This is a genomic window from Brevibacterium sp. CSND-B09 (assembly GCF_052906525.1).
This window is the reverse complement of the sequence record NZ_JBREGI010000001.1, coordinates 2,239,680-2,263,414: the sequence shown is the minus strand read 5'-3', so window position 1 is coordinate 2,263,414 and position 23,735 is coordinate 2,239,680. Positions and strand designations below refer to the sequence as shown.

Genomic DNA, 23,735 nt, shown 5'->3' with positions numbered 1-23,735 from the left:
GCTGTCTGACTCGAACTGGGCCGCGACTATCCAAGAGAACAGAACGCCCCAGCCTCGCACTATGCGAAGCCGGGGCGCTCAAGTTCCCAGAGTCGGCTAGGAGCCGACGCCAAAACGAGAATCAGGCCAACATCAGAGTCGGGTCCTCCAGACCCCGGCCGACGTCGGCGAGGAACTTCGAGATGATCTCGCCGTCGACGACTCGATGATCGGCGCTGACCGACAGCGTGGTGACCTCACGCGGAACGATCTCGTCGCCCACCACCCACGGCTTCTTCCGGACCTGCCCGAATGCGAGGATCGCGGCCTCACCCGGATTGATGATCGGCGTACCGGCATCGACTCCGAAGACGCCGACATTCGTGATCGTGATCGTGCCCCCGGCCTGATCGGCCGGCGGTGTCTTGCCCGACCGCGCCAGAGCGGTGAGATCCTGTATGCCCTGCGCCAGTTCGCCCAGACCCATGGCCTGCGCGTTCTTGATGTTCGGCACGATCAGCCCGCGCGGAGTGGCGGCCGCGATGCCGAGGTTGACGTACTTCTTCACGACGATCTCGTCACCGTCGAGGCATGAGTTGATCCGCGGGTTGCGTCCCACGGCCCACGCCACTGCCTTGGCGACGATGAGCAGCGGCGAGACCTTGACGTCCTCGCCCAGGAACTTCGTCGACTTCAGCCGGCGGACCATCGCCATCGTCTCGGTGACGTCGACGTCGAGGAACTCGGTGACGTGCGGCATCGTGAATGCCGAATCGACCATGGCCTTCGCCATCATCTTCGTCACGCCCTTGAACGGGATCCGCTCTTCCAGCGCTCCCTGATCACTCGCCGAGGCGGCCGCCGGTGCCGTCGCACCCGAGGTGGGAGCGGCGGTCCGGTTGGCGGCGGCGTGCACATCGTCGCGCGTGACGTCCCCGCGGGGCCCGGTCGGTGTCACCTGGGAGAGGTCGACCCCCAGATCCTTCGCGAGCTTCCGCACGGGCGGCTTCGCCAGCGGCTTGCTCGGTGAAGCGGGAGCCGAAGCGGACTGCGACTGCGCTGCCGGAGCAGGTGCCGACGCCGACTGTGCCTGAGCCGCCGGAGCCGCGGCCGGTGCAGGCGCGGCCGCCTCCGCAGCCTGGGCAGCTGAGGCAACCGGGGCAGCCGACGCTGCGGGAGCGGCGCTAGCGGCGGGAGCGGGGACGGAAGCGCCCTTCCGCGGACGCCGCTTCGACGACGTCTCCTTCGCTCCATAACCGACGAGAGTGGCTCCGCCGTCGGCATCACCGGAGGCATCGACCGACTTCTCAGCCGAACCGGAAGCCGGCGCATCAGCGGAGGCGGGGGCCGCCTCGGTGTTGGCATCATCTCCGCCGAACCGGATGATCGGGGTGCCGACCTCGATGGTCTGGCCCTCCTCGACAAGGAGCGCACCGACGGTGCCGGCCTGCGGACTGGGCAGCTCGACGAGCGATTTCGCGGTCTCGATCTCAACGAGAATCTGGTTGACGGTGACAGTGTCGCCGGGGGCGACCTTCCACGCGACGATGTCGGCCTCGGTCAGGCCCTCACCGACGTCGGGAAGAGGAAATTCGAATGACATTCTTGACTCTCCTCGAAATCAGTAGGACAGGGCCCGATCGACACCATCGAAGATGCGATCGAGGTCGGGCAGGTAGTGCTCTTCCATCCGCGAACCGGGGTACGGGGTGTGGTAGCCGCCGACCCGGATGACCGGGGCTTCGAGGTTGAAGAAGCAGCGTTCGGTGATGCGCGCGGCGATCTCCGAACCCAGTCCCAGGAAGGTCGGAGCCTCATGGGCGACGACCAGTCGGCCGGTCTTCGTCACGGACTTCTCGATCGCGGTGAAGTCGATCGGGCTGAGGCTGCGCAGGTCGATGAGTTCGACGCTCTTGCCTTCCTCGGCGGCCGCGGTGACCACGTCCTGCGCGGTCGGCACCAGCGGGCCGTAGGCGACGAGGGTGACGTCGGTGCCTTCGGACACGACGCGGGCGTCATGCATGCCCAGCTCGCCTCGGGCCGACGTGTCGACGTCCCCGCGCATCCAGTAGCGACGCTTGGGTTCGAAGAACATCACCGGATCCTCGCTCTTGATTGCGTCCTGGATCATCCAGTACGCGTCATGAGCGTTCGACGGGGATATGAGCCGCAGTCCCGCATGGTGGGCGAACACGGTCTCGGGGCTCTCCGAATGGTGCTCGGGTGAGCCGATGCCGCCGCCGTAGGGCACGCGGATGACCAACGGGATGTTCTCTTTGCCCAGGGTGCGGTTGTACAGCTTCGCCACCTGGGTGACGATCTGGTCATAGGCCGGGAAGATGAACGCGTCGAACTGGATCTCGATGACGGGACGGTAGCCGCGGATGGCCATGCCGATCGAGGTGCCGACGATGCCGGATTCGGCCAGCGGGGCATCGATGACACGCTGCGGACCGAAGTCCTTCTGCAGACCCTCGGTGACGCGGAAGACGCCGCCGAGTTTGCCGATGTCCTCGCCGATGAGGACGACCTTCGGGTCGTCCTCCATGGCCTTGCGCATTCCGGCGGTGATCGCCTTCGAGAGGGGAAGTTTCTCCATCAGGCCTCACCCGCATCGGCGAACGAGGCCTGGTATGCCAGGAATTCGGCACGTTCCTCGTCGACGAGGGAGTGGGGTTCCGCGGTGACATGGGCGAACATCTCGACGCCGTCGGGGTTCTCCATGGTCATGCAGTTGTGGCGGATGCGGGCGGCGAGGGTGTCGGCCTCGGCGTCCACCTCGGCGAAGAATTCGTCGCTGGTCTCGGTGTGCTTGTCCAGGTAGGCCTTGAGGCGGGTGATCGGGTCGCGGTCCTCCCAGATCTCCTCTTCGGCCTTGTCGCGGTACTTCGTCGGATCATCGGCCGTGGTGTGGGCGCCGCGACGATAGGTGAAGGCTTCGATGAGCATCGGGCCGTGGCCGGCGCGCACGGAGTCGAGGCTGGCGCGGGCCACGGAGTACATCGCGATGATGTCGTTGCCGTCGACGCGGATGCCGGGGACTCCGAATCCTTCGCCGCGGGTCGACAGCGGGGCTGCGGACTGGACGTGAGTGGGTTCGGAGATGGCCCACTGGTTGTTCTGGCAGAAGAACAGAACCGGGGCGTGGAAGGCTCCGGCGAAGGTCAGCGCCTCGGAGACGTCACCCTGCGAGGTCGCACCATCGCCGAAGCAGGCGATGGAGACAGTGTCGCGTTCGATGTCGCCGGTGCCGACGTCGCCGTCCATGGAGATGCCCATGGCGTAGCCGGTGGCGTGCAGGGCCTGCGAGCCGATGACGATGGTGTAGGTGTGGAAGCGGTGCTCCTGCGGATCCCAGCCGCCGTGGTTCTGACCGCGGAAGATGCTGAGCAGGGTTTCGGGTTCGACACCGCGGGTGTAGGCGAGGCCGTGTTCGCGGTAGGTGGGGAAGACGAAGTCTTGGGGGCGAGCGGCCCGTCCCATGCCGATCTGGGCTGCTTCCTGTCCGAACAGAGGTGCCCACAGGCCCAACTGTCCCTGACGCTGCAGAGCAGCTCCTTCGGCGTCGATGCGGCGGACCAGGACCATATCCCGGTAGAAGCCGCGCAGATCCTCATCGGTGAGTTCTGCTGCGAAGGCATCGTACTCACCGGATTCGACGCGGTTTCCGTCTTCGGTGAGCATCTGGATCATTCTGGGCTCCGAGGACTGACTGTGGGCAGCGCCGGTTCCCACTGAAATGTTGGAGGTCATTTCAGTTCTCCTTTGTTCGAGGTCCATCTTCACCGGAGGTGACCAGTGGTGGACCGTGTCCGTCGGGCAGGCCCTCGGATGTGAGAACTCGCCCTCGAGTGATCTGATTCACAGGTGATATCACAATACCGAATCCACTCACTGCTTGCCACTCTCCCCATGCGGTTCGAGTATCAAAAGTGCAGGTCAGGAACAGACTATGGCCCGAGCTCGACACATGTGGCCGAGTTCCAAAGCGTTCCGTGGACAATTGTCGATCACGGCAGAGATGCTCCATCGTCCGACCAATGCACATCCGAGCACCGAGGCGGCCCTTCTTCGGGAAGACGTGTGCAGAATTCGCACGATCCCATCGCTCGCCGGGGCGGCCCATCCTCGGGAGATCGAGTGCAGGTCCCATGAGCTCCGTTGGTGCACCGGGGTGTCCCATCGTTTCGATGCCGAGTGCCGTTCCGCGAAACCGAGTTCAATGACGTCTGCGCTTGCCCTGGTAGTCGCGCGTCTTCGCAAGGTCTCCGGTGAAGAAGCCTGAGTTCTTCGAGGTGAAACGGTCGATTGCGGAATTCCCGCCCTTCAGCAGCAGTCCGATCGAGGCCGCATAGGCGACGGACGAGTGCGCTGCCCCGGCCGAGGCGAACATCGCATCGAGTTCGGCATCGGTCTTGTCCGCCAACTCGGGGACCTTGCGCAGTTCGTCGGGGTCGTAGTCGACGGTGATCGTCGACCAGTTCTTCGTCGCCGGGTTCTCATTGCCGTCGAGATCGGGGACGAGGTCCTGTTCGTGCTCGATCGAAAGCACGTCGATTCCCGAATCGATGGCGAAATCGGAGACCGGAGCACCGACCGTCATCAGGGCAGTGACGTTGACATCGTCGAGGAACGCGGGGTCCGCGGCCAGAGAGCCTGCGGTGATACCTCCCTGCGAATATCCGACGAGCATGACCTCGGCGCCGCGGCCGATCCCGGCATCGGCGATCGCCTGGCGCACCATTTCGCGCATCACGGTGTCGTTGCCGGCCATGCCCTGCACGTTCGTCGTCAGGTCCGTCGTATTGTCACCCGACTTCGGAGACCAGTCGGTGGTGGCCGGGACGTAGACGATATAGCGACTCGTCCCATCGGGTCCGACGACCTCCTCGATGCGGACCTGCCCGGAATCGGCTCCGCTGTGGCAGTTCGCTTCGCGGATGAAGAGGTCTTCGACATCACGCGGCGGCTCTTTGTGCGGCGGAGTCAGGCCTTTCGCCCTCCATACCTCGACATCGGAAGGCAGCAGCAGTCCGAACGCGTTCGCACCCGCCAGGACCCAGATCGTCATCGACGTCGAGTCGTGCGGCCAGAACGCGTGATCGCCGTCGGAGTCGAGGATGAATGGAGGCAGCCCGAAGAATCCGACGACGAAGCCCGGCAGCACATGCTCGATGACGGCCCCGGTGACGTCGGACTGTTCGAACGCGAACGTGATCAGCGCTTCCTTCGCTTTCGCCTTCGTCTTGCCCAGGTCGATGCCGAACTGCTTGGTGATGACATCGTCGAGTCCGGTGGCGTCGAGGATCTTCGTGACCACGACGACCTGAGCGCCGACGACGAGCGCAACGGGAATGATGACGGGCAGGCTGAGTGCGATCATGCGACCGGTCGCGTACCCGAGAGCGTCGAGCAGTCCGCCGAAGACTTCGCTGATGCCCTTCTCCGCCTGCCGGTATGCGAAGGCAGCGGCTCGAACGGCGAGCAGTGTCGCCTCGAGTTCGAGCACCGAGGCGGTCAGCTGGGCGTGGAACCGGATCCGGCAGGCATCGAGGTTGAGCGCCGTCACCGGGGCGGGGACCTGGGTGAGCAGGGTCGCGAGGTCGAAGTCTCCGACAGCGGCGTCGACGGACAGATCACCGATGTCGGCGATGACGGTCTGCAGTGCGTCTCCGCTGCCGTCGGCGCGTTCGTCGACGGTGATCCGTCCGCCTCCGCGGGTCGTCGAGTCGATCATCGCGGGTCTCCTCTCATGCCCCGGTCGCTGCCGCCCTCATGCCCCGGTCCCTGCCGGTCGCTGGTGCCACGAGCCCACGGGGCCACGAACTCCCGGCCCTCAGCCGCTGCCGCCGTCAGTGCTGACTCCGTCAACTCGGAGCTCCTGCCGTCAGCGTCCGTGTGAGCACGGCGCTCAGCAGCTTTCGCACCGCTGATTCGCCGGCGTCGACGTCATCGTCGACGGTGACGGTGACGGTGACGGAATCGCCGGCGCGCTCGATGACCGGCCGGTACCATGTCCCGCCCTCTCGGCGAAGGAATTCCAGTCCTGTCGCACCCCGTCCGGACGCCCAGCTGAGCGTGAGCACACAGTCCTGGTCGACGAGCTCAGTGAGATCCTCGACGACGTGCCCGATCCGTCCCGGTTCGATCCGGCGCAGCAGCTGGTGCCGCGCGAAGTCCTCGAGCCCCTCCCCCTGCAACGCGAGGATCGCATGCGCGATCCCCGGCCCCAGGCACAGTGCCAGGTGGACGGTTTCGACTCCCGATGACACGACGACGCTGATGCGCGTGCGCACCCGGTTGAGTTCGGAGGCGAAGCCGCGCAGCCATGCGGTGAGCACATCGAGGTCCCGCTTCGCGCCCCCACTGCCCTCGCCCATTCCCGAGGGTGCGGCGCCAGTCCCCGAACCTGCGGCCGCAGCCCCCGAACCTGCGCCGGAGATCTCCTCCTCCGCCGAGACGGCTCGGGAGTCCCGGTCGACCCGGCGAGGGAGCAGATCGGGCGGCCAAAGACGACGCAGCCGTTCGGGCAGTCTGCTGATCCGGTCGAGGTCGACGACGATCCAACTGTCGATGTCGGCGCCCTCACGTTCGGTGGGGTGAGTGTTCACAGTTGGATCCGCCCGCCCACCGACACGACCTGCAGGTGGAGGTCATACGCCTCGGCGAGCTTCTCCGCCCTCTCGCCCAACTCGTCGATCGATTCTGCGCACGAGGCCACTCGGTCATCGAGCAACGCTCCCGCTGGGGAATCCCATCCGTCGATCTGGCGGCAGCTCTGCGCCAGGGAGTGCAGCACCTCCGCTCGACGCCTCCACTGCTCACGATTGCGCTCCAATTCGTCAGTGATCATGACTCTGCCCTCCCGCCTGCCTGTTCGGCATCCGTGCCCGAATCACTCGACTGTAGGCGGCAGCGGCTCGAGCAGAGAAGCCTCGATTCCAAGGCTGGGGAAGAGGCTTGAGCATCCACAGGGCACAGGCGTCGAAGTCGCCACCGAATCCACAAGGGGCGATGCTCGAGTCTCGTGGTCCCGCCGGCGCCTGGCGATCGGTCGGCGCGGACGGGTGCCGCTCCGATTCGCCGCTCATGAGAAAATGAGGGCATGCCGACTGTTTCCCTTGCCGAAATCTCGCCCGCCATCGCTCTCGGACCGCTTGATGGTCGCTACCGCAAAGACACCGCTGACCTCGTCGATCATCTCTCCGAGGCGGCGCTCAACCGCAACCGCATCATCGTTGAGATCGAATGGTTCATCCACCTCGCACAGAACTCGGTGATCGAGGGCGTTCGCACCCTCACCCCCGATGAGATCGACGGACTGCGTGCCTTCGCCGCCGACTTCGACGCCGACACCATCGCCACGCTGGCCGCTCATGAAGCCGTCACCGTCCATGACGTCAAGGCCGTCGAATACACAATCAAAGAAGCCCTAGTGACGATCGGCGCCGAGGACCTCGGCGAGCTCGTCCACTTCTGCTGCACGTCCGAAGACATCAACAACCTGTCCTGGGCGCTCGGCATCAAGGGTGCCACCGAACAGGTGTGGCTGCCGAGAGCGAAGGCCCTCATCGACGCTCTCGCCGAGTCCGCCGCGGAACTGGCCGAAGTTCCGATGCTCGCCCACACCCACGGTCAGCCGGCCACTCCGACGACGATGGGCAAGGAGCTCGCGGTCTTCATCCACCGCCTGCGTCGTCAGTACGAACGCATCGCCGCCACAGAGTTCCTCGGCAAGATCAACGGCGCCACGGGCACCTATTCGGCCCATCTGGCCGCTGTGCCGGGAGCGGATTGGCCGCAGATCGCCCGCACCTTCGTCGAAGACCGTCTCGGGCTGACCTTCAACTCGCTGACCACGCAGATCGAGTCCCACGACTGGAACTCCGAGCTGTTCGCCGATATCGCTCGGTTCAACCGGATCGCACACAACCTGGCCACCGATATGTGGACCTACATCTCGATGAACTACTTCAAACAGATCCCCGTCGCCGGTGCGACCGGTTCGTCGACGATGCCGCACAAGGTCAACCCGATCCGCTTCGAGAACGCCGAAGCGAACCTCGAACTCTCCTGCGCCCTGCTCGACTCCCTCAGCTCAACGCTGATCACCTCGCGGATGCAGCGCGACCTCACCGACTCGACCTCGCAGCGCAATATCGGCGTCGCCTACGGCCACTCGGTCCTCGCGCTCAACAACCTGGTCAAGGGCCTCGGTGCGCTCGCCATCAACGAGGAGGCTCTGGCCGCCGACCTCGACGGCAACTGGGAGGTCCTCGGTGAAGCCGTCCAGTCGGTCATGCGTGCCGCCGGACTGCAGGGCGTGCCGGGAATGGACAACCCGTACGAAACGCTCAAGGAACTCACTCGCGGCAAGCGCATCAACCAAGCTGATCTGCAGACGTTCGTCGACGGTCTCGGACTGCCCGAGGAGCGTGCCGAACTGCTCAAGGCCCTCACGCCCGCCACCTACACCGGTGTCGCGGCTCAGCTCGCCGAGTCCGAGGTCTCGGACTGGAAGGCCTTCAGCGAAGGCTGATCTCAGGGCCTGACAACGCCTCGAGGCCGGTCTCCGAATTCGGAGACCGGCCTCGATGTGCATTTCCCTGGTCGGCCGACGCCGCCCTGACTCAGGCTTGGCGGGTCGCAGCCACATGACTCACGGTTCGCAGCCGCCCTCGCGAGTCAGCCTCGAGAGTCAGACGGAGGGGATGTCGAAGGTCGTCGTGAACTCCGGGACCTTCTCGTCGGTTCCCAGCACCTTGCCGGGTCCGCGTTCATAGCGGATCGTGTAGGCGTCCTGCTTCTCGTTCGGAACATAGGCGAGCCAGCCCTGGTGGGTCCCGCCGTCTCGGCGTCTGACGTCTTCGAAGGGCTCGTAGCCAGCAGCTCGCATTTCGGCTTCGAGGCCGTCGGTCTGGTCGTATCGGTAGTCCGCCCCGCCGTCTTCGGAGATCTTGAATGCTCCGGACTGGATGAGTCCGCTGTATTTCTGCCCTGGGGTGATCTTGACTTCGAGGAGGACGACTTCGCCCCCGAGTTCGATCGCCGATGCCCTCTTGGACGACTCGAAGTTCCGCACCGCAGAGAGCACCTCGATCTTGTCCTGCATCTCCGGATCCTCGAAGCTTTCGCCGATGCTGACCTGCCCCTGGCTGCCGGACGACGCTCCCGAGTCCGAACCCGTGGACCCGTCAGCCGACGAGGTCGACGACGAGGAGCCCGAGGTCGACTGATCGGAACTCGTGTCCTGACCGCCGGTCTGGTCCTGTCCGGCCTGTTCCTGGCCGTTCTGGTCGGCACTCGACTCCTGACCGTTCTGGTCGCCCTGACCCTGAGCGTTCTGATCCTGGTCGCCCTGATCCTGAGCGTCGGCATTCGACTGCTCTCCGCTCTGGCCCTGTTCGGGCTGGACGGCCTGGCTGATGAGCGAGCAGCCCGAGAAGGCGAGTGTGCAGCTGAGCAGGGCCGCAGCGGTGAAGGTGGCACGCTTCATGCGTTTCATGATGACTCCTTGATCGGTCTCTCGCACCCGGGAGTCGTTCGCCCGAATGCGTGTTCTGAAACCAACCTATGAGTTCATCGAGCGCGAGATGTGCGCAGAGTGTGGCAGAACGGCAACGTCTGTCACCGATCCGCCGCAGCCCCCGAAGAGGCTCACTCCGCGAGGCGTCGGTGTGCCGCTTTGAGCGGGTCGCGCGAATTCCCCGGCCACATTCTCAAGCGGGCACGAGATGCTTGTCCGCGTCCACCTCGGCGAGGGTCTTCTTGCCCATGCTGCGGGCGAGGATGAGAGTCGGGACTCCGGCGACGACGATGACGACGGTGGCGTAGATCGCCGGTGCCAGAGTGATGCCGGTCGACGACATGAGTGCCGTGGCGATGAGCGGCGAGAGACCGCCGAAGAGGACGGTGGCGACGTTGTAGCCGATCGCCATGCCGGAGAAGCGGCTCGTGCCGGTGAACTGCTCGGGCACCATAGCGGCGGCCACCGCGCTCCACCCGGCGGCGGGAATTGCGAGGAACGCAACACCGAAGACCGCCCCACTCGAGGAGCTGCCGCCCAGCAGAGCGTATGCGGGAATGATCGTGAACACGAAGACAGCCATGAGAACGGCCAGGGCGGGTTTGCGCCCGAACCTGTCCGAGGCCAGGCCGAAGAACGGGGTGACGACGATGGCGACGACGGCCGCGACCGTGCCCAGGGCCAGGGAGCCGGAGTTCGGGACCTTCGCCACCTCTTCGATGTACGTGGGCACATAGGTGATGTTGAGGAAGTAGCTGACCGAGCCGATCGAGGAGATGAGGAAAGCCACGAGGATCGCCCGCGGCTGTTCGAGGATCGCAGTGATGAGCGGGGAGCGCTCGAGGGCCGTGTCTTTCGTGCCCTTCTTCTCCTTCTCTGCCTGCTGCAGCCGTTTGAAAGTCTCGGTCTCCTCCATCATCGACCGCAGCGGAACCATGAGGATGGCGAGCACAGCACCGAGGACGAACAGCAGCCGCCAACCCCAGGAGTCCATTGCCTCGGGGCTGAGCGTATTCGCCAGCAGCGCACCGGACCCCACCGCCAAGAGGGCGCCGACCTCGCTGTTGGCCGCAGCCCAGCTGGCCGCCAATCCGCGCTTTCCCGGTCCCGCCGATTCCATGAGGAAGACCATGATTCCCGTGTATTCCGCGCCGACGGAGAATCCGGACAGGCAGCGCAGGGCGACCATGAGGACGCCTGCCCAGATGCCGATCGTGTCGTAGTTCGGGATCACCGCGATCCCGAGCATGGAGATCGCCATGAGGACCGCGGAGATGATGAGCGTCGATCGCCGTCCGATCCGATCACCGAGGTGGCCGAAGACCATCGCGCCCAAGGGCCGGAAGAGGAATCCCGCCGCGCCGACCCCGAGGGTCAGCAGCAGAGAATCCGTCTGATCGCCGAAGAACTCCTTGGTCAGGGTCGTGGCGACATAGAAGAAGATCGAGAAGTCGTACCATTCGACGACGGTGCCGAATGCGGCGACGAACATCGACCTGCGCCGGCCCCTCTCCCGCTCGCGGCTGGTCGCCTGAGTGGGTGATGCGGGATGGTTCCGATCCGACGCGGTCATTCCCCGAGCGTACCAGCACGCTCGGACATGGGATCCTGCGAAGGACTTCGGTGGAATACTGCCGAGGATTACGGCGGGGACGGGCCGGGGATTGCATTGGGAGGGCGCCGAACACGCCGGCACGGATGGCGACGCCGAAAATTATATTACCGACTAGTAGCATCCTGGCGTCGTGGTGATTACGCTGAAGGATATGGACTCACTTCTCAAACAGGACGTACGCATCCCGGTGCCGAGCCGGTACGGATCCAACGACCTCGAGGGACATCTCTTCCTCCCCACGGCCGACCCCCGTGCGGTGCTGACGATCCACCCGGCGACCGCGACTCCGGAACGCTTCTACTTCTCCTTCGCCGAGGCGGCCGCCGCGAGAGGGTTCGCCGTGATCACCTACGGCTTCCGCGGCGTCGGCGATCGAACGGAAGCTCGCGCACATCGGCACATCCGCATGCGCGACTGGATCTCCGAAGATGTGGCGGCAGCGGGCGCCTGGGCGGAGGAGAGATTTACTGATCTGCCGCATACGGCGTTGGGCCACAGCGTCGGCGGGCACGCTCTGCTCCTGGGATACGGCGGTCAGCGCCTGAGTGGAATCGCCACGGTCGCCACAGCGATGGTGGCGGCGCGCCAAATCGCACCCCGCAGCGAGCGATTTCGGGTGGAAGTCGGCCTCGGCGTCTTCGGCAGAGCGATCACTCGGGTGTTCGGGTACATGCCAGGCAGCCGAGTGGGACTCGGTGAGGACATTCCCGCTGCCGCTCTCTACGAGTGGACGAAATGGCTGCGCCGCCCCCACTTCTTCTTCGACGACCCGAGCTTCGATGCCGAGGCACGAGCCTCCCGACTGCGCACACCTGTGCTCGCCATCGGCACCTCAGACGATCCTTGGGCGACGCAGGCGTTCATCGATGCGATCACCGACCGGCTGCGACTGGCCCCGGTGACTCGTCGTACCTTCGCCCCGGAGGAGCTCGGAGTGAAGAGCATCGGACATCACGGCCTCATGCGCAGATCGACCGCCGAGGCCGCCTGGCCGGAGATCCTCGACTGGCTCGACGCGCGAGCAGCCGAAGAATAGGTCACTGCCGGAGCTCTTCCGCGCCCAGAAATATCCGATTGCGACCACTTTCCGGTCGCCAGTATCCGTTTGCGACCACTTCTCGACTGACCGGCCCTCAACTGCGGGCGACGCCGAACACTCTCAGCAGCGGGTGACGTCGACGGACCTCAGCGCCGCGTGACGCCGAACAGCGAGTCGGTGAAGCGATTGCCGAACATGGCCTCCGGATCCAGTCGAGCCCGCAGATCGCAGAAGTCCGCGAATCGCGGATAGAGCTCGGGCAGGTCAGCGGCCGTACGAGTGTGGATCTTGCCCCAGTGAGGTCGTCCGCCGTGCCGACACAGGATCCCCTCGACGACGCGGAAGTACTCGGCGAAGTCCTCTTTGATGAAGCGGTGGACGGCGATGTACATCGTCTCCCGCCCCGATGCCGTCGACAGGGGCACATCGTCTGCGGCGGCGCACCGAACCTCGAGGGGGAATGAGATCGCCCACCCCTTTGCCTCGATGACGTCTCTGATCTCCCGAATCGCCTCGGACCCGGAGTCGAAGGGCAGCGCGTATTCCATCTCGTTGAACCGCACCCGCCGTGGGGTGACGAACACATCGTGACCCGGCGCCCGGTACGTCCGGTCTGCCACGACGGACTGAGCGATCCGATTGATCGAGGGCACCACGGCCGGGACCTTGGCACCGAGCTCGACGGCCAGCCGCAGCGCCCCGTTCTCCACCACCTCTTTGTCGAGGAGGTTGAGCCACCGGTTGCGCACCCCCGCCTCGGCGAGGTGACCCGGCCCGGCATGCCCAGGCTCGACCCGGGTGTTCGTCTTCGTCAGCACCGAATCGGTGTGCGGGAACCAGTAGAACTCGAAATGGTCTGCCCCGCGCATCCGCTCGGTGAGCCCATCGAGGAGCTCGTCGAATCCGGCGACCTTCTCCTCGGCGATGAGGTCGAAGGCCGGCACGCACTGGAGTTCGACCTCGGTGATGACTCCGAGGACGCCGAGGCTGACCCGTGCGAGGTCGAAGATCTCCGGTTCCGCCTCGGCCGACAGCTCCCGTACTTCGCCGTCGGGGCCCATGAGACTCAGTCCGGTGACGGTCCCGGCGAACCCGGTGAACCCGATCCCGGTGCCGTGTGTGCTCGTCGAGATCGCACCGGCAAGGGCTTGCGGATTGACGTCACCCTGGTTCTCCAGGGCCAGGCCGAAGGGTGCGAGGAGGGCGGGAATGTCCCGCAGTCGGGTGCCGGCGTGGAAGCGGACCCGGCCGGCCGCCTCGTCGACGGCGACGATCCCCGACAGTCCGTCGAGGCTGACCATGACGTCATCGCCGGCGGCCACGGGAGTGAACGAATGCCCGGCCCCGACGACCCGCAGACGATCCCCGGCAGCTGCAGCGGCCGTGACGATTCCCGATAGCTCCTCCGCCGAGGCGGGACCCGAGAATGTGTGCGGATGCGCGTGGACGTGCCCGGCCCAGTTCCGGAACGCTCGTCGCTGCGCGGTCCGAGCGCGCGCTTGAGTGCTTCGGCCTCTGTTCATCGTGCTCACAGCACCAGTCCCTCTCCCCTGTATGTCGACCAGGTGTCGATGATCGTCGATCCCGAGACGACGAGGAATTCGTTGAAATGTTCGGCCAGTTCGCCTGCTTTCGCATGCCTGAACCACACGAGATCCCCGATGCGCAGCGATTCCGTGCCGGGCCCGGTCAGCGGAGTCTGCACCTCGCCGGGACCCTCGAGACCGGAGTACTCGAGGCCCGGCGGCCAGGCGATGGTCGGCAGCCGGTCGGAACCAGGAACCCCCGACGCGATGAATCCGCCCTTGAAGACCGTCACCCAGCCAGGGCCGGGTCTGCGCACGACGGGCGTGACGAAGTACGCGGCCGGCCGATGCCGAAAGTGCGTATAGCCGTCGAAGAGTCCCGGGGAGAAGAGGCCGGATCCGGCGGCGAGTTCGGTCAGAGTGCCCTCGACGGAGCTGGATTCGAACGAGCCGGTCCCCCCGCCGTTGACGAATTCGAGGTCGGCAACCTCGCGGACTGCGGCGATGACGGCTGCTCGTCGTTCGGCGAGTTCGGTGATCGAGGCCTTCTGCATGGCGCGCACGATCGCCTGCCGCGCCGAGCGACCGGCATCGGCGGTGCCGGCGATCTGCCCCTCGTAGAACATCAGCCCGACGAGGTCGAAACCGGGCCGCGCCGCGACCTGCCGGGCAAGCGCGATGGCCGCTCGCCCGTCACGGATCGGCGAGCGCCTGGCCCCGATATGGACGCGGTCGCCCAACCAGGATTCGGCTGGTCGATAGGAGGAGTCGACGTCGATGCACACCCGCACCGAGGCGGCTCCCGCCTCGGTGAGGTTCTTCCCCTCCCCTGCCGGACCGGTCCCGTCCGAGGAGGACTTCCGCCCCGCCTCGGCGAGGTTCTCTCGGACATCGTCGATGATTTCGAGGTGGTCAGTCGAATCGATCATCAAGGTGATGTTCGTGCACGCTCCCGACTCGGCGAACATCCGACTCAGGGAAGCTCGGTCGAGGCTGGGATAGCCGATGACGATATCGCGGATGCCGCGGGCGTGGAGGAACAGCGCCTCGGGGACGGAAAAGGCGAGCACCCCGGAAAATGCAGGGTGGGCGAGCGCCCGGTCGATGGCGGCGGGCACGCGCAGGGACTTCGTGGCCAGGCGGATCGGCAGTCCGCGAGCGCGCTCGGCAAGGGCGTCGAGGTTCGCGTCGAAGGCGTCGAGATCGAGGACGGCGGTGGGTGCGCCGGTCCCCTTCAGCGCCCTCCGCAGATCACTCGAAACCATATTCGGTAGTCTAGCCTGCGATGACCTACGTCACAGAAAGAGGAAGCCGATGAGTACAGAGACCACCGCACGCACCTCCGAAGCAGACGCTGCCGGGACCCCTTCCGCGCATGTCACCGCGGCGCTGCGGGACTTCCTCGACACCGATCCGTACGCTGACGCCTCCGGCTCGGGCGAGGTGATGCGCGGAGTCGAGCCGTTCACCGGCCAGGAGGTCGACAGGTTCGCCCGGAACACTCCCGACGATATCGAGGCTGCCTACGCCACCGCGCGCATTGCCGGCGAAGCATGGGCCGCTCAGTCGGTCGAGCACCGAGCGAAGGTGCTCACCCGACTGCATTCCGCACTGGTCCGCAATGAGGATCTGCTCCTCGACATCATCCAGTACGAGACCGGCAAGGCCCGCATCCACGCCTATGACGAGATCCTCGATACCTTCAATGTGCTCCGCCACTACGGGGTGATGGCCGCCCGCTATCTGCGCCCCGAACGACGGCGCGGAGCCATCCCCGTGCTCACCCGCACCGAGGTCACCCGCACCCCACTGGGCGTGATCGGCTTCATCACACCATGGAACTACCCGCTGACCCTGGGGGCGACCGACCTGTTCGCCGCCCTGACCGCCGGCAATGCCGTCGTCCACAAACCGGACTCGACGACGACGCTGACCTCGGTGTTCATGCGCAGACTGGCGATCGCCGCCGGCCTGCCTGCCGAGGTCTGGCAGCTCGTACCCGGGCCCTCCGCCGAGGTCGGACCCGCGCTCATGGCCGGCGCCGACGGAATCTCGTTCACCGGGTCGACGGCCGCTGGGCGGTCGATCGCCGCCGAGGCGGGGCAGCGTCTGCTCCCCGCCGCGCTCGAGCTCGGAGGCAAGAATCCCCTGATCGTGGCCGCCGATGCGGATCTGGAGAAGGCCGTCGAGGGTGCCGTGCGCGGATCGTTCTCGTCGGCCGGGCAGCTGTGCATCTCCATCGAGCGCATCTACGTCCACGAGGACCTCTATGAGACCTTCTGCGCCCATTTCGCCGAGGCGGCCCGTGCCTACCGTCTCAGCGCCGCGTTCGAGTACGGCCCGGACATGGGCACCTTGGCGGGACCGAAGCAGCTCGAGACGATCACCAACCATGTCGAGCAGGCGCGCAGCGCCGGTGCCACGGTTCTCGCCGGTGGACACCCGGTGCCCGATCTCGGCCCCTACTTCTACGCCCCGACCGTGCTCACGGATGTTCCTCCTGAGGCGGAGCTGCATCGCGAGGAGACCTTCGGTCCCGTCGTCTCCGTCTATTCGGTGCCGTCGGATGCCGCGGCGATCGCTGCGGCCAATGACAGCGACTACGGACTCTCGGCATCGGTGTACTCACGCTCCCACGGACGTGAGATCGCGCGGCAGGTCGAGGCCGGAATGGTCAACATCAACGAGGTCTACCCGGCCAGCTGGGGATCCATCGACGCACCAGCCGGCGGAGTCAAGGCCTCTGGAATGGGCCACCGGCACGGCCCCGAAGGCCTCTTTCAGTTCATGCACTCGCACACGATCGCGCAGCAGCGCCTCCACCCGATCGCACCGGCCGGCCCCCTCGACCAGGCGAAGTTCGCGAAGGCCATGACCGGGGCGCTGCAGGCCATGCGGTCCCTGCGCATGAAGTAGGCCGGCGAAACTCAGTTGACGTTGTCGAAGAATTCGTGCACCACCGGCACGGCCGCCTCGGCGCCGAATCCGCCGTCTTCGACGAGCACGGCCACGGCCAGGTCGCCCTGGAATCCGGCGAACCACGAATGGGTGCGCGGCGGGGAGTCATTGCCGTATTCGGCTGTTCCGGTTTTGCCGTGGACGGGATCGCCGGGAACGTCCTTGAGATCGGTGGCAGTGCCCTCGGTGACGACCGCTCGCATCATCTTCGAGATCTCCTTCGCCACTTGGCCATCAAGGGCCGGAGGATCGTCAGCCCCTTCCGCACCCGACTCGTCGACGCCGGCATCGTCGAGGGCATCACCGAGCACGAGCTGCGGGTCCACGGTCTCCCCGGCCTGCACCGAGGCGGCCATCGTCGCCACGGACAGCGGGCTCGCCTGCACCTTGCCCTGACCGATCATCTGCGCAGCATGCGTGACCTCGTCGTCGTCGGCCGGCACCGAGGCGGTCTTCGCTCCGATGCCCAATGTCGCAGCCGTCATGCCCAGCTGCTCGGCTGCTGCGATCAGGTCGTCCCCGGTGACTTCGTCCCCGGAGGAGACGAAAGCGGTGTTGCACGAGTGTGCGAAGTCGCTGGCGAAGCTGACGTCGCCGAGCACTTCATCTTCGGCGTTCTTGAACCTCTTGCCACCGACCGTCGCTGTCTGCGGGCAGTCGATCGTGTCGTCCGGCTTCACTCCGGATTCGAGGAGCGCGAGGCCCGAAGCGATCTTGAACACCGAGCCGGGAGCGTACTGGCCGCTCAGCGCTCGGTCCCAGGCCGCTCCTTCCGGGTCGTGGTTGGCCACGGCGAGGACGTGACCGTCGCTCGGTCGGATGGCGACGAGAGCTGTCGGTTTCCTGCCGGTCGCAGCCGCCTTGTCCGCGGCTTCTTGGATCCGCACATCGAGGGTGGTCTCGAGACTCTCGCCGTCTTCGGCTGTGAAGGCATGGAGACTCGTCAACTTCGTCGTTCCGCCCGTGTCATCGCTCGCGTCGCCTTTCGCGAAGACTTCGACGCCGCCGGGTCCGCTCAGCCGATTGTTGAATGTCTTCTGCAGACCCGTGCGGCCGATGATCTCGCCGGGGATGATCGTGGCCTGGGAATTCTCGATGTCGTCGGCGCTGGCCTGCCCCACGGAACCGAGGGTGGCCTGGGCGAACCCGCGGGACCGGGTCAGGGTCTGGGTATCCTCGGTGAACAGCACTCCCGGCAGATCGTGGATGGCGTCCTTGACCGACTTGTAGTCGTCTTCGCGCAGCGTAACGACGGGGACGAGCTGGTTGCCTTCGGCGTCATCGACGGACTTCTCGAGCTCATCGGCGTCGAGGTCGAGGGAGTCGACACCGTCGTTGAGTCCGCTGACGAGTCGGCCGATGGTGTCGGGTTCGAGTCGATTCGGGTGGACGCCGATGTCGACGACCTTCCCCTCCTCCATGAGCACTTCATCATCGGCACCGAGGATGTTCCCCCTCCTTCCCTGGTTCGCGCGCAGTTCGAAGCGACCGCCCTTGCCGAGCTTCGGGTGGATGGCCTTCTCCGTGAGATCCGCCCACCAGAAGAGCCCGTTCTTCTCCAGGGGCAGCTGTGAACTGTATTCCCAGGACTCTCCGTCGTTGTTCGCCCACGTCCAATCGAGTGTGGCCAGAGTCCGACCGTCGGCCTCGGTGATGTCGTCGACGGTGACCGACCGCAGGTCGACTCTCGTGCCCAATGACTTCGTGACGCGGTCGAACAGGCCCTGGTCGAGGTCCTTCTCATGCCAGATGTCCGAGCTCAGCTGCTCTTCGGCGAGGTCGTGGGCGGCCGCCTCGGCGACGGAGGACTTCGTCATCGGCAGCCGGAAGAGAGCGAAGACTCCGGCTCCGGCGAGCAGCACGAGGACGAGGGCGACGGCCAGCCAGACCCGGGACTTCTTCGACATGGAACCATCCTCTACCGGGGTTCGCCCGATGTCCATTGCCCTGCGGCGAGACCGGCGCAACGTCGGCCCCACGACCGATTGTTGGGGCGATCCACGGCGGTTTCGGCGTTCAGAACGCCGTGGATCGACCCAACAATGCTTGCGGCGTCGGTCACGGGCGCGGTGACAGAGCGATCAGCCCGCGGCGTCGGTCACGGTCGGCTGCTCGCGCAAGTAATCCGCGGTCAGCCTGCGTCGGGGACGACGGTGTATTCGAGGACGGGACGACCGGCCGAACCGTATCGGGGACGGCGTTCGAGCATGCCGGCGTCGGCCATGGATTCGAGGTAGCGGCGAGCGGTGACTCGGGAGACCCCGAGCCCTTCGGCCAGCTCTGCTGCGGACTGGCCGGGATTCTCATCGAGCAGGCTCTTCACCTCGGCTTGGACCGCATCGGGCACTCCCTTCGCGGTCGCCGCCACGGTGTGCGTGCGCAGGGCCGAGATCGCTTTGTCGACCTCGGTCTGGGTGACCTCGCCGTCGTTCGAATCCCCGCCGAGGCGGTTGCGGAAGGACGAATACGCCTCGAGTTTGGATTTGAAGACGGGGAAGGTGAAGGGCTTGATGATGTACTGGGCGACGCCGTAGGACAGAGCCTCCTGCACGATCTGCATATCCCTGGCAGCGGTGACCGCGATGATGTCGACGTCGACGCGTTGGCCGCGGATAGCGCGGCAGACCTGCAGCCCGTGCCCGTCGGGCAGGTTCATATCGAGGAGGACGAGATGGACGCCGGAGGGATCGAGGCCGTAGATCTGACCTGTGAGAGCAGCCATCGCCTGAGTGGCATTCTTCGCCACTCCGGCGACGTGATAGCCGTCGATGCGGTCGATGTACTTCGCGTGAGCACGGGCGGCGACCACCTCATCCTCGACGACGAGCACACCGATGCTCGATTCAGGCGCAGTTGTGTCCGACATGCCGCCAGTCTATCTTCACCCGTTTGACAGCGTCCCGGATCGTGTTGCAGTCCCGTCACATCCGGTTCCGGTCCACCTGGGCGGTGCCGGCATCACCGGCGATCACCCGCCCCTATCCGACCTGCCCGTCGCCGGACTGTCCGGAACCCGAACTGCCTGCCGCGGTCTGACCCGCCCCGATCTGACCCACATTCCCCGGGTCGGGCAGCCACACCGTGAGCACTGCGCCCTTGAATCGGTCGCAGTCCTCCCCGTGGCCCTGCACGTCGACGGCTCCCCCGAGGCGGCGGATCGCCTGCACGACCAGGGACAGCCCGACCCCGCGGGTGCCCGTCTGCTGGCGACCCTGTCCCTGGTCGGTCTCGACGCCATCGTGCTTCGTCGACCAGCCGCGCTCGAAGATCGCGTCGAGGTATTCCTCGTCGATTCCCGGGCCGTCATCGCTGACCTCGATCGTGAATCCGCCGGGACCGCCGGAGCCGGAGAGTTCGACATGGACTCTCTTGTCCTCGGGCAGTACGTCCTGCCTGCTCAGGGCGTCGAAGGCATTGTCGACGAGGTTGCCGAGGATCGTTGCAAGGTCGCGATCGTCCCCGCCGAGGTTGCCCGTGAGGTCCGCGGTGTCCACCGTCATCTCGATGCCCGCCTCGGCGGCTTGGGCGGTCTTCGACAGCAGCAGCGCCGAGAGGACGGGATGGTCGAAGGTCATCGACCCGTCACCGTTGACCCGGTTGAGATCGTCGATGTCCTTGGCCGCGAAGTCGATGGCCTCGTCGACGTGCCCGGTCTCGAGCAGGGACACGACCATGTGCAGCCGGTTCGCGTATTCATGGGTCTGCGCGCGAAGGGAATCGGAGAAGGAGCGCACGGAGACGAGTTCGCCGGAGAGCTCGGCCAGCTCCGTGTGATCGCGCATGGTCACGACCCACGTGTCGCTGGCCGCCTCGGTGGGCTGCTGATTGACGACGAGGACACGGTCGTCGGTGTAGTGGATCTCGTCACGAGCCCACCGTCCGGAAGCGAGCAGATCGTGCAGCGCCTCGGGCAGGTCGAGTTCGCGCAGCGGCATCTCCTCCGCCGAGGTGGGGCCCGAGTCCGCATCGTCGCCGGCGGGCGGCATGCCCAGCAGTTCCCGGGCCTCGGTGTTGATGAGCACGATCCCGCGGGCTCGATCGACGAGCAGCAGTCCTTCGGAGACGGCCGTGAGCACGGAGGAGTAGAAGTCGAGCATGCTGCGCAGCTCGTCGGCACCGTAGTCACCGGTGACCCTGCGCAGTCCCCGCGATGTCACCCAGGACGAACCGATGCCGAGGACGAGGGTGAGGACGGCGATGCCGATGAGCCATTTGCCCTGCGCCAGGAAGCCTTCGCGGACCGAATCTGCGGAGCTGCCGACGATGACGGCGCCGACCACGGTGTCCGATCTCAGTCCGTCGACGCCGACGTGCTCGGCGTAGACAGGGGTGACGACGTACATGGTGCCGTCGGCCGGGCCGCCGTCGTTGATGAAGCGCACGGTCGACCTGCCATTCTGCAGGGCCTGTCCGTCGACGGCCTGGGCCAGTTGGTCGATGGAGTCCTCGGGGATCTTCCCGGAATCCGCCGAGGCGGTCTTCGCTTCCAGCGCCTGCTGGCGTCCGGGTGAGCCCAGGGTCGGCGGCGTGAGGAGGAAGTCGATGGGCACGACCGCGGCGATGTCGAAGCCGTATTGGCTGATGACGTTGTCCAGCAGCGTCTGAACGTCGTCGCGGGATTCGGAATCGAGGTAGTCGTCCTGGCCGACGTCACCGGTTCCGACGAGGCCCAGTGACATCGAGATGTTGTCCGCGGCCGACCGCAGCAGGTCCTGTTCGCGCTTCGTGTTGAGCTGGGAGAGCTGGAGGTAGAGCAGACTCGTCGTGAGCACCATGATGCCCACGAGCATGATCGAGTTCGCGAACATGATCCGCCCGGCTGCGGAGAGGCGGACCCACCGACTCAGGCGACCCACCGGTCCGGCGGGCCCCTTCGACAGCACGGTGCGCTTCTTCTTCGGCATGGAATCCATTGTGCCACCCGCCCAGCCGCCGTCTGCCTGATCGGGCCGGGAGGTCATTCGGCGGGTTCAGAGGGCCGGCTGGGTCAGTCTGCCTAGTCGGTCAGCTGTGGTCGGCCTGCCGGGTTCAGAGCGCCAGGCTGGTCGGTCAGCCGCGCCATTCCGGCCGGTCGGCCTGCCGGGTTCAGAGCGCCAGGCTGATGGGCCCGGCGGGGACCGCGGAGCACACGAGCACCTCGTCACTCTCGACGCGGGCGGCGGGTTCGATCGGATAGAGCACGGACCCGGCGGCCAGGGACACCGAACAGGTTCCGCAGGATCCGCCTCGGCAGGAGCTCGGCAAGCGGAATCCGCGCGCTTCCAAGGATTCGAGCAGGGTGCCTTCCTGCGGCTGCCAGACGAAGCTCGTGCCCGATTCCTCCAGTGTCACCTCGGCGGGCGAGCATGCGGCGATGGCCTCGCTCATTCCCGTGTTCGGAGAGGCGAAGGTCTCCTGGTGGACGGCGGGAACGCCGGCCTCGTCAGCGGCGGCGATTACGGCCGCCGTGAAGTCGCGGGGTCCGCAGACCATGACGTTGTCACAGCCGGCCACCCAATCCACGAGCTCACGGTGGCCGGGTCGACCGGCCGTCGCGGTGTCGCGGTGGTGGGTCTCGACGGGCACGGCACCCGAGTGGGCGCGGTCCTGCAGCCGGTTCCACAGGCAGGCGGTGCGGTGGTCGCGGTCGACGTGGACGAGGCGGATCCGGTCGGTGGCGGGCAGGTCGGCCAGCCCATCGCTGCGCAGCAGTCCGAGGCTCGGGGTGATGCCGATTCCCGCGGTGATCAGGGCCGTTGTGCCGCCGAAGACGCGGGAGGCGGTCATGGTTCCGTGCGGGCCGGAGGTGAGGATCCGCTGCCCCTCGTCCAGCGACGCCACGGCGCGGGAGCCCTTGCCTTGGGTGCGCACGGCGATGCGGACGATGTCGTCGTCGACGTCGGTGATCGTATAGGTTCGCCAGAACGGTGCGCCGAGGTCGAGATGGACGCGCAGGTTCGTGCCCGGCTCGTCGAATTCGCGGATCCAGCCGAGGTCGTCGCGCAGGGCCACCTCGACGATGTCGTTGCAGATCTGCCGGCGGCCGACGACGGTCATGAACCGCGGAGTTCGTGCGACCTTGACCAGTTCCCGCGGGGCCGGGCCTTCGACCGTGATCTCGTCGCCGGCCGCGACATCGCCGGTCTCGAGGATCTGCCCGTAGATTCCGCAGTGCAGATGCCCGCAGGCGGAGTTGAGCAGACGTGGGACGTTGACGTCGACCTCGGTGGTCGTCGGGTTGACGGTCGTCGCCGGGCAGCGTTCGATCGTCGAACGGATCGCCAGGCGCACGCCGCCGAGGCGGATGATCGAACCGATGAGCGCGAACTCCTCGAACGGGGCGAGTCCGTCGACGAGGATGTTGCCGCGGAACCGCAGCGGGTCGAGCTCGGCTGTGGGAGTGACCGGGTCGTCCGTGTCCGCCGGGTCGACCGCCGTACGACCGGCAGCTTCCGCGCTCAACCCGAGGGCCGCGCGGCCCTCGTCGGTATCGGCGATCGCGGCAACCGTGGCGGGGTTGATGAGCGAGATTCCCGAGCGCTGCGAGTCGAACATCCCCTGATCGGCGACGGCCAGGCAGCGCGGGAATGTACCCTGAGGGGGTATCCGCTCGGAGAGGAACATCGCCGAGGCGGCCCTGCCCTCTTCGTCATCAGTGGAGAAAGTCGTCGACTCCCCCGTCGGGGCCGTGAGGGTCACGGTCGCGGAAATATCGTCGACCGCCTCGGCGGGGGCGCTCCGGCCATCCGGATCAGGTCCGGGCGCGGATTCGGCGCCGACCGCCTCGGGGAGGGTCGTTGCGACCTGCCATTTCTGCAGGTCGGTGTCGTTCTTGAGCACGGTGAAGGCGGAGTACGAGTGCCAGGCGTCGGCGGGGACGTCGAGGCTGCCATTAGTGAACGCCGCGATCCGGTCGCCGCGGATTCCGCGGTCCTTGACCACTCGGGCCTCGGTGAGCTCCTCGGCGGGGAATCCCTTGACCGGGAACCGGAACAGTCTGGCAGCACGCATGATTCGATTGTAGGAGCCGGAGAACACGTCAGGGTCAGGGTGAGAGCAAACGCACAGCCGCCTCGGCGAGGATCGACCTTGATTTATACCCTATAGGGGTAT

At 66.2% G+C, this 23,735-nt stretch carries 17 protein-coding genes; 3 read left to right on the top strand and 14 right to left on the bottom strand.

Features of this window, described 5'->3' with window-relative positions:
* Positions 1–121: 121 nt before the first annotated feature.
* The 6 genes from ACU4IU_RS10150 to ACU4IU_RS10125 all read right to left on the bottom strand — a co-directional run bounded on the left by ACU4IU_RS10150 (position 122) and on the right by ACU4IU_RS10125 (position 6,832).
* Positions 122–1,582 (bottom strand): dihydrolipoamide acetyltransferase family protein, encoded by a 1,461-nt coding sequence (locus ACU4IU_RS10150; RefSeq protein ID WP_446656638.1) that lies wholly within the window; start codon positions 1,580–1,582, stop codon positions 122–124.
* Positions 1,583–1,600: 18 nt separating this feature from the next.
* Complete coding sequence (locus ACU4IU_RS10145) at positions 1,601–2,578, bottom strand: alpha-ketoacid dehydrogenase subunit beta (RefSeq protein WP_446656637.1); 978 nt, start codon at positions 2,576–2,578, stop codon at positions 1,601–1,603.
* Positions 2,578–3,732: a pyruvate dehydrogenase (acetyl-transferring) E1 component subunit alpha gene (pdhA, locus tag ACU4IU_RS10140; RefSeq protein WP_169253557.1), complete on the bottom strand. Its 1,155-nt coding sequence runs from the start codon at positions 3,730–3,732 to the stop codon at positions 2,578–2,580. Before pdhA ends, ACU4IU_RS10145 begins: the two co-directional genes overlap by 1 nt.
* Positions 3,733–4,198: 466 nt before the next feature.
* On the bottom strand, positions 4,199–5,716 hold the full coding sequence (locus ACU4IU_RS10135) for a hypothetical protein (RefSeq protein WP_446656636.1): 1,518 nt from the start codon (positions 5,714–5,716) through the stop codon (positions 4,199–4,201).
* Between the two features lie 130 nt (positions 5,717–5,846).
* Positions 5,847–6,590, bottom strand: a complete 744-nt coding sequence (locus ACU4IU_RS10130) for a hypothetical protein (protein WP_446656635.1) — start codon at positions 6,588–6,590, stop codon at positions 5,847–5,849.
* A complete protein-coding gene (locus ACU4IU_RS10125) occupies positions 6,587–6,832 on the bottom strand; it encodes a hypothetical protein (protein ID WP_139909343.1) in 246 nt (81 codons plus the stop codon). The genes ACU4IU_RS10130 and ACU4IU_RS10125 overlap by 4 nt, the downstream gene beginning before the upstream one ends.
* 252 nt (positions 6,833–7,084) lie before the next feature.
* Here ACU4IU_RS10125 and purB point away from each other — a divergent pair, with 252 nt between their 5' ends.
* The gene (purB, locus tag ACU4IU_RS10120; RefSeq protein WP_446656634.1) at positions 7,085–8,518 is read left to right on the top strand and encodes an adenylosuccinate lyase; all 1,434 of its coding nucleotides are present in this window, start codon (positions 7,085–7,087) and stop codon (positions 8,516–8,518) included.
* A 159-nt stretch (positions 8,519–8,677) separates the two neighbouring features.
* Here purB and ACU4IU_RS10115 read toward each other — a convergent pair whose 3' ends face one another.
* Positions 8,678–9,484 (bottom strand): transcriptional regulator, encoded by an 807-nt coding sequence (locus tag ACU4IU_RS10115; protein ID WP_446656633.1) that lies wholly within the window; start codon positions 9,482–9,484, stop codon positions 8,678–8,680.
* Between the two features lie 214 nt (positions 9,485–9,698).
* Positions 9,699–11,078 carry an MFS transporter gene (locus ACU4IU_RS10110; protein ID WP_101547017.1) on the bottom strand — a complete coding sequence of 460 codons (1,380 nt, stop codon included), beginning with the start codon at positions 11,076–11,078 and terminating at the stop codon, positions 9,699–9,701.
* 193 nt (positions 11,079–11,271) lie between these two features.
* Between ACU4IU_RS10110 and ACU4IU_RS10105 the strand changes: the two genes are divergently transcribed.
* On the top strand, positions 11,272–12,156 hold the full coding sequence (locus ACU4IU_RS10105; RefSeq protein WP_139467463.1) for an alpha/beta hydrolase family protein: 885 nt from the start codon (positions 11,272–11,274) through the stop codon (positions 12,154–12,156).
* 149 nt (positions 12,157–12,305) lie between these two features.
* On the opposite strand, the gene ACU4IU_RS10100 is transcribed toward ACU4IU_RS10105, so the two are convergent.
* Together ACU4IU_RS10100 and ACU4IU_RS10095 are read right to left on the bottom strand one after the other, a co-directional pair.
* Entirely contained in the window at positions 12,306–13,682 is a 1,377-nt protein-coding gene (locus tag ACU4IU_RS10100) for a D-arabinono-1,4-lactone oxidase (protein WP_446657591.1), read from the bottom strand.
* Between the two features lie 5 nt (positions 13,683–13,687).
* Positions 13,688–14,950, bottom strand: coding sequence for an amino acid deaminase/aldolase (locus tag ACU4IU_RS10095; protein WP_446656632.1), 1,263 nt, complete (start codon positions 14,948–14,950; stop codon positions 13,688–13,690).
* A 49-nt stretch (positions 14,951–14,999) separates the two neighbouring features.
* Between ACU4IU_RS10095 and ACU4IU_RS10090 the strand changes: the two genes are divergently transcribed.
* Entirely contained in the window at positions 15,000–16,601 is a 1,602-nt protein-coding gene (locus ACU4IU_RS10090) for a succinic semialdehyde dehydrogenase (protein ID WP_446656631.1), read from the top strand.
* Between the two features lie 11 nt (positions 16,602–16,612).
* Here the strand turns inward: ACU4IU_RS10090 and ACU4IU_RS10085 are convergent, their stop codons facing one another.
* The 4 genes from ACU4IU_RS10085 to ACU4IU_RS10070 form a co-directional block, all read right to left on the bottom strand.
* A complete protein-coding gene (locus ACU4IU_RS10085; RefSeq protein ID WP_446656630.1) occupies positions 16,613–18,550 on the bottom strand; it encodes a penicillin-binding transpeptidase domain-containing protein in 1,938 nt (645 codons plus the stop codon).
* Between the two features lie 224 nt (positions 18,551–18,774).
* Positions 18,775–19,509, bottom strand: coding sequence for a response regulator (locus ACU4IU_RS10080; RefSeq protein WP_139467467.1), 735 nt, complete (start codon positions 19,507–19,509; stop codon positions 18,775–18,777).
* Positions 19,510–19,621: 112 nt separating this feature from the next.
* On the bottom strand, positions 19,622–21,547 hold the full coding sequence (locus ACU4IU_RS10075; protein ID WP_446656629.1) for a sensor histidine kinase: 1,926 nt from the start codon (positions 21,545–21,547) through the stop codon (positions 19,622–19,624).
* Between the two features lie 181 nt (positions 21,548–21,728).
* On the bottom strand, positions 21,729–23,633 hold the full coding sequence (locus ACU4IU_RS10070) for an MOSC domain-containing protein (protein WP_446656628.1): 1,905 nt from the start codon (positions 23,631–23,633) through the stop codon (positions 21,729–21,731).
* Between the last annotated feature and the right edge of the window lie 102 nt (positions 23,634–23,735).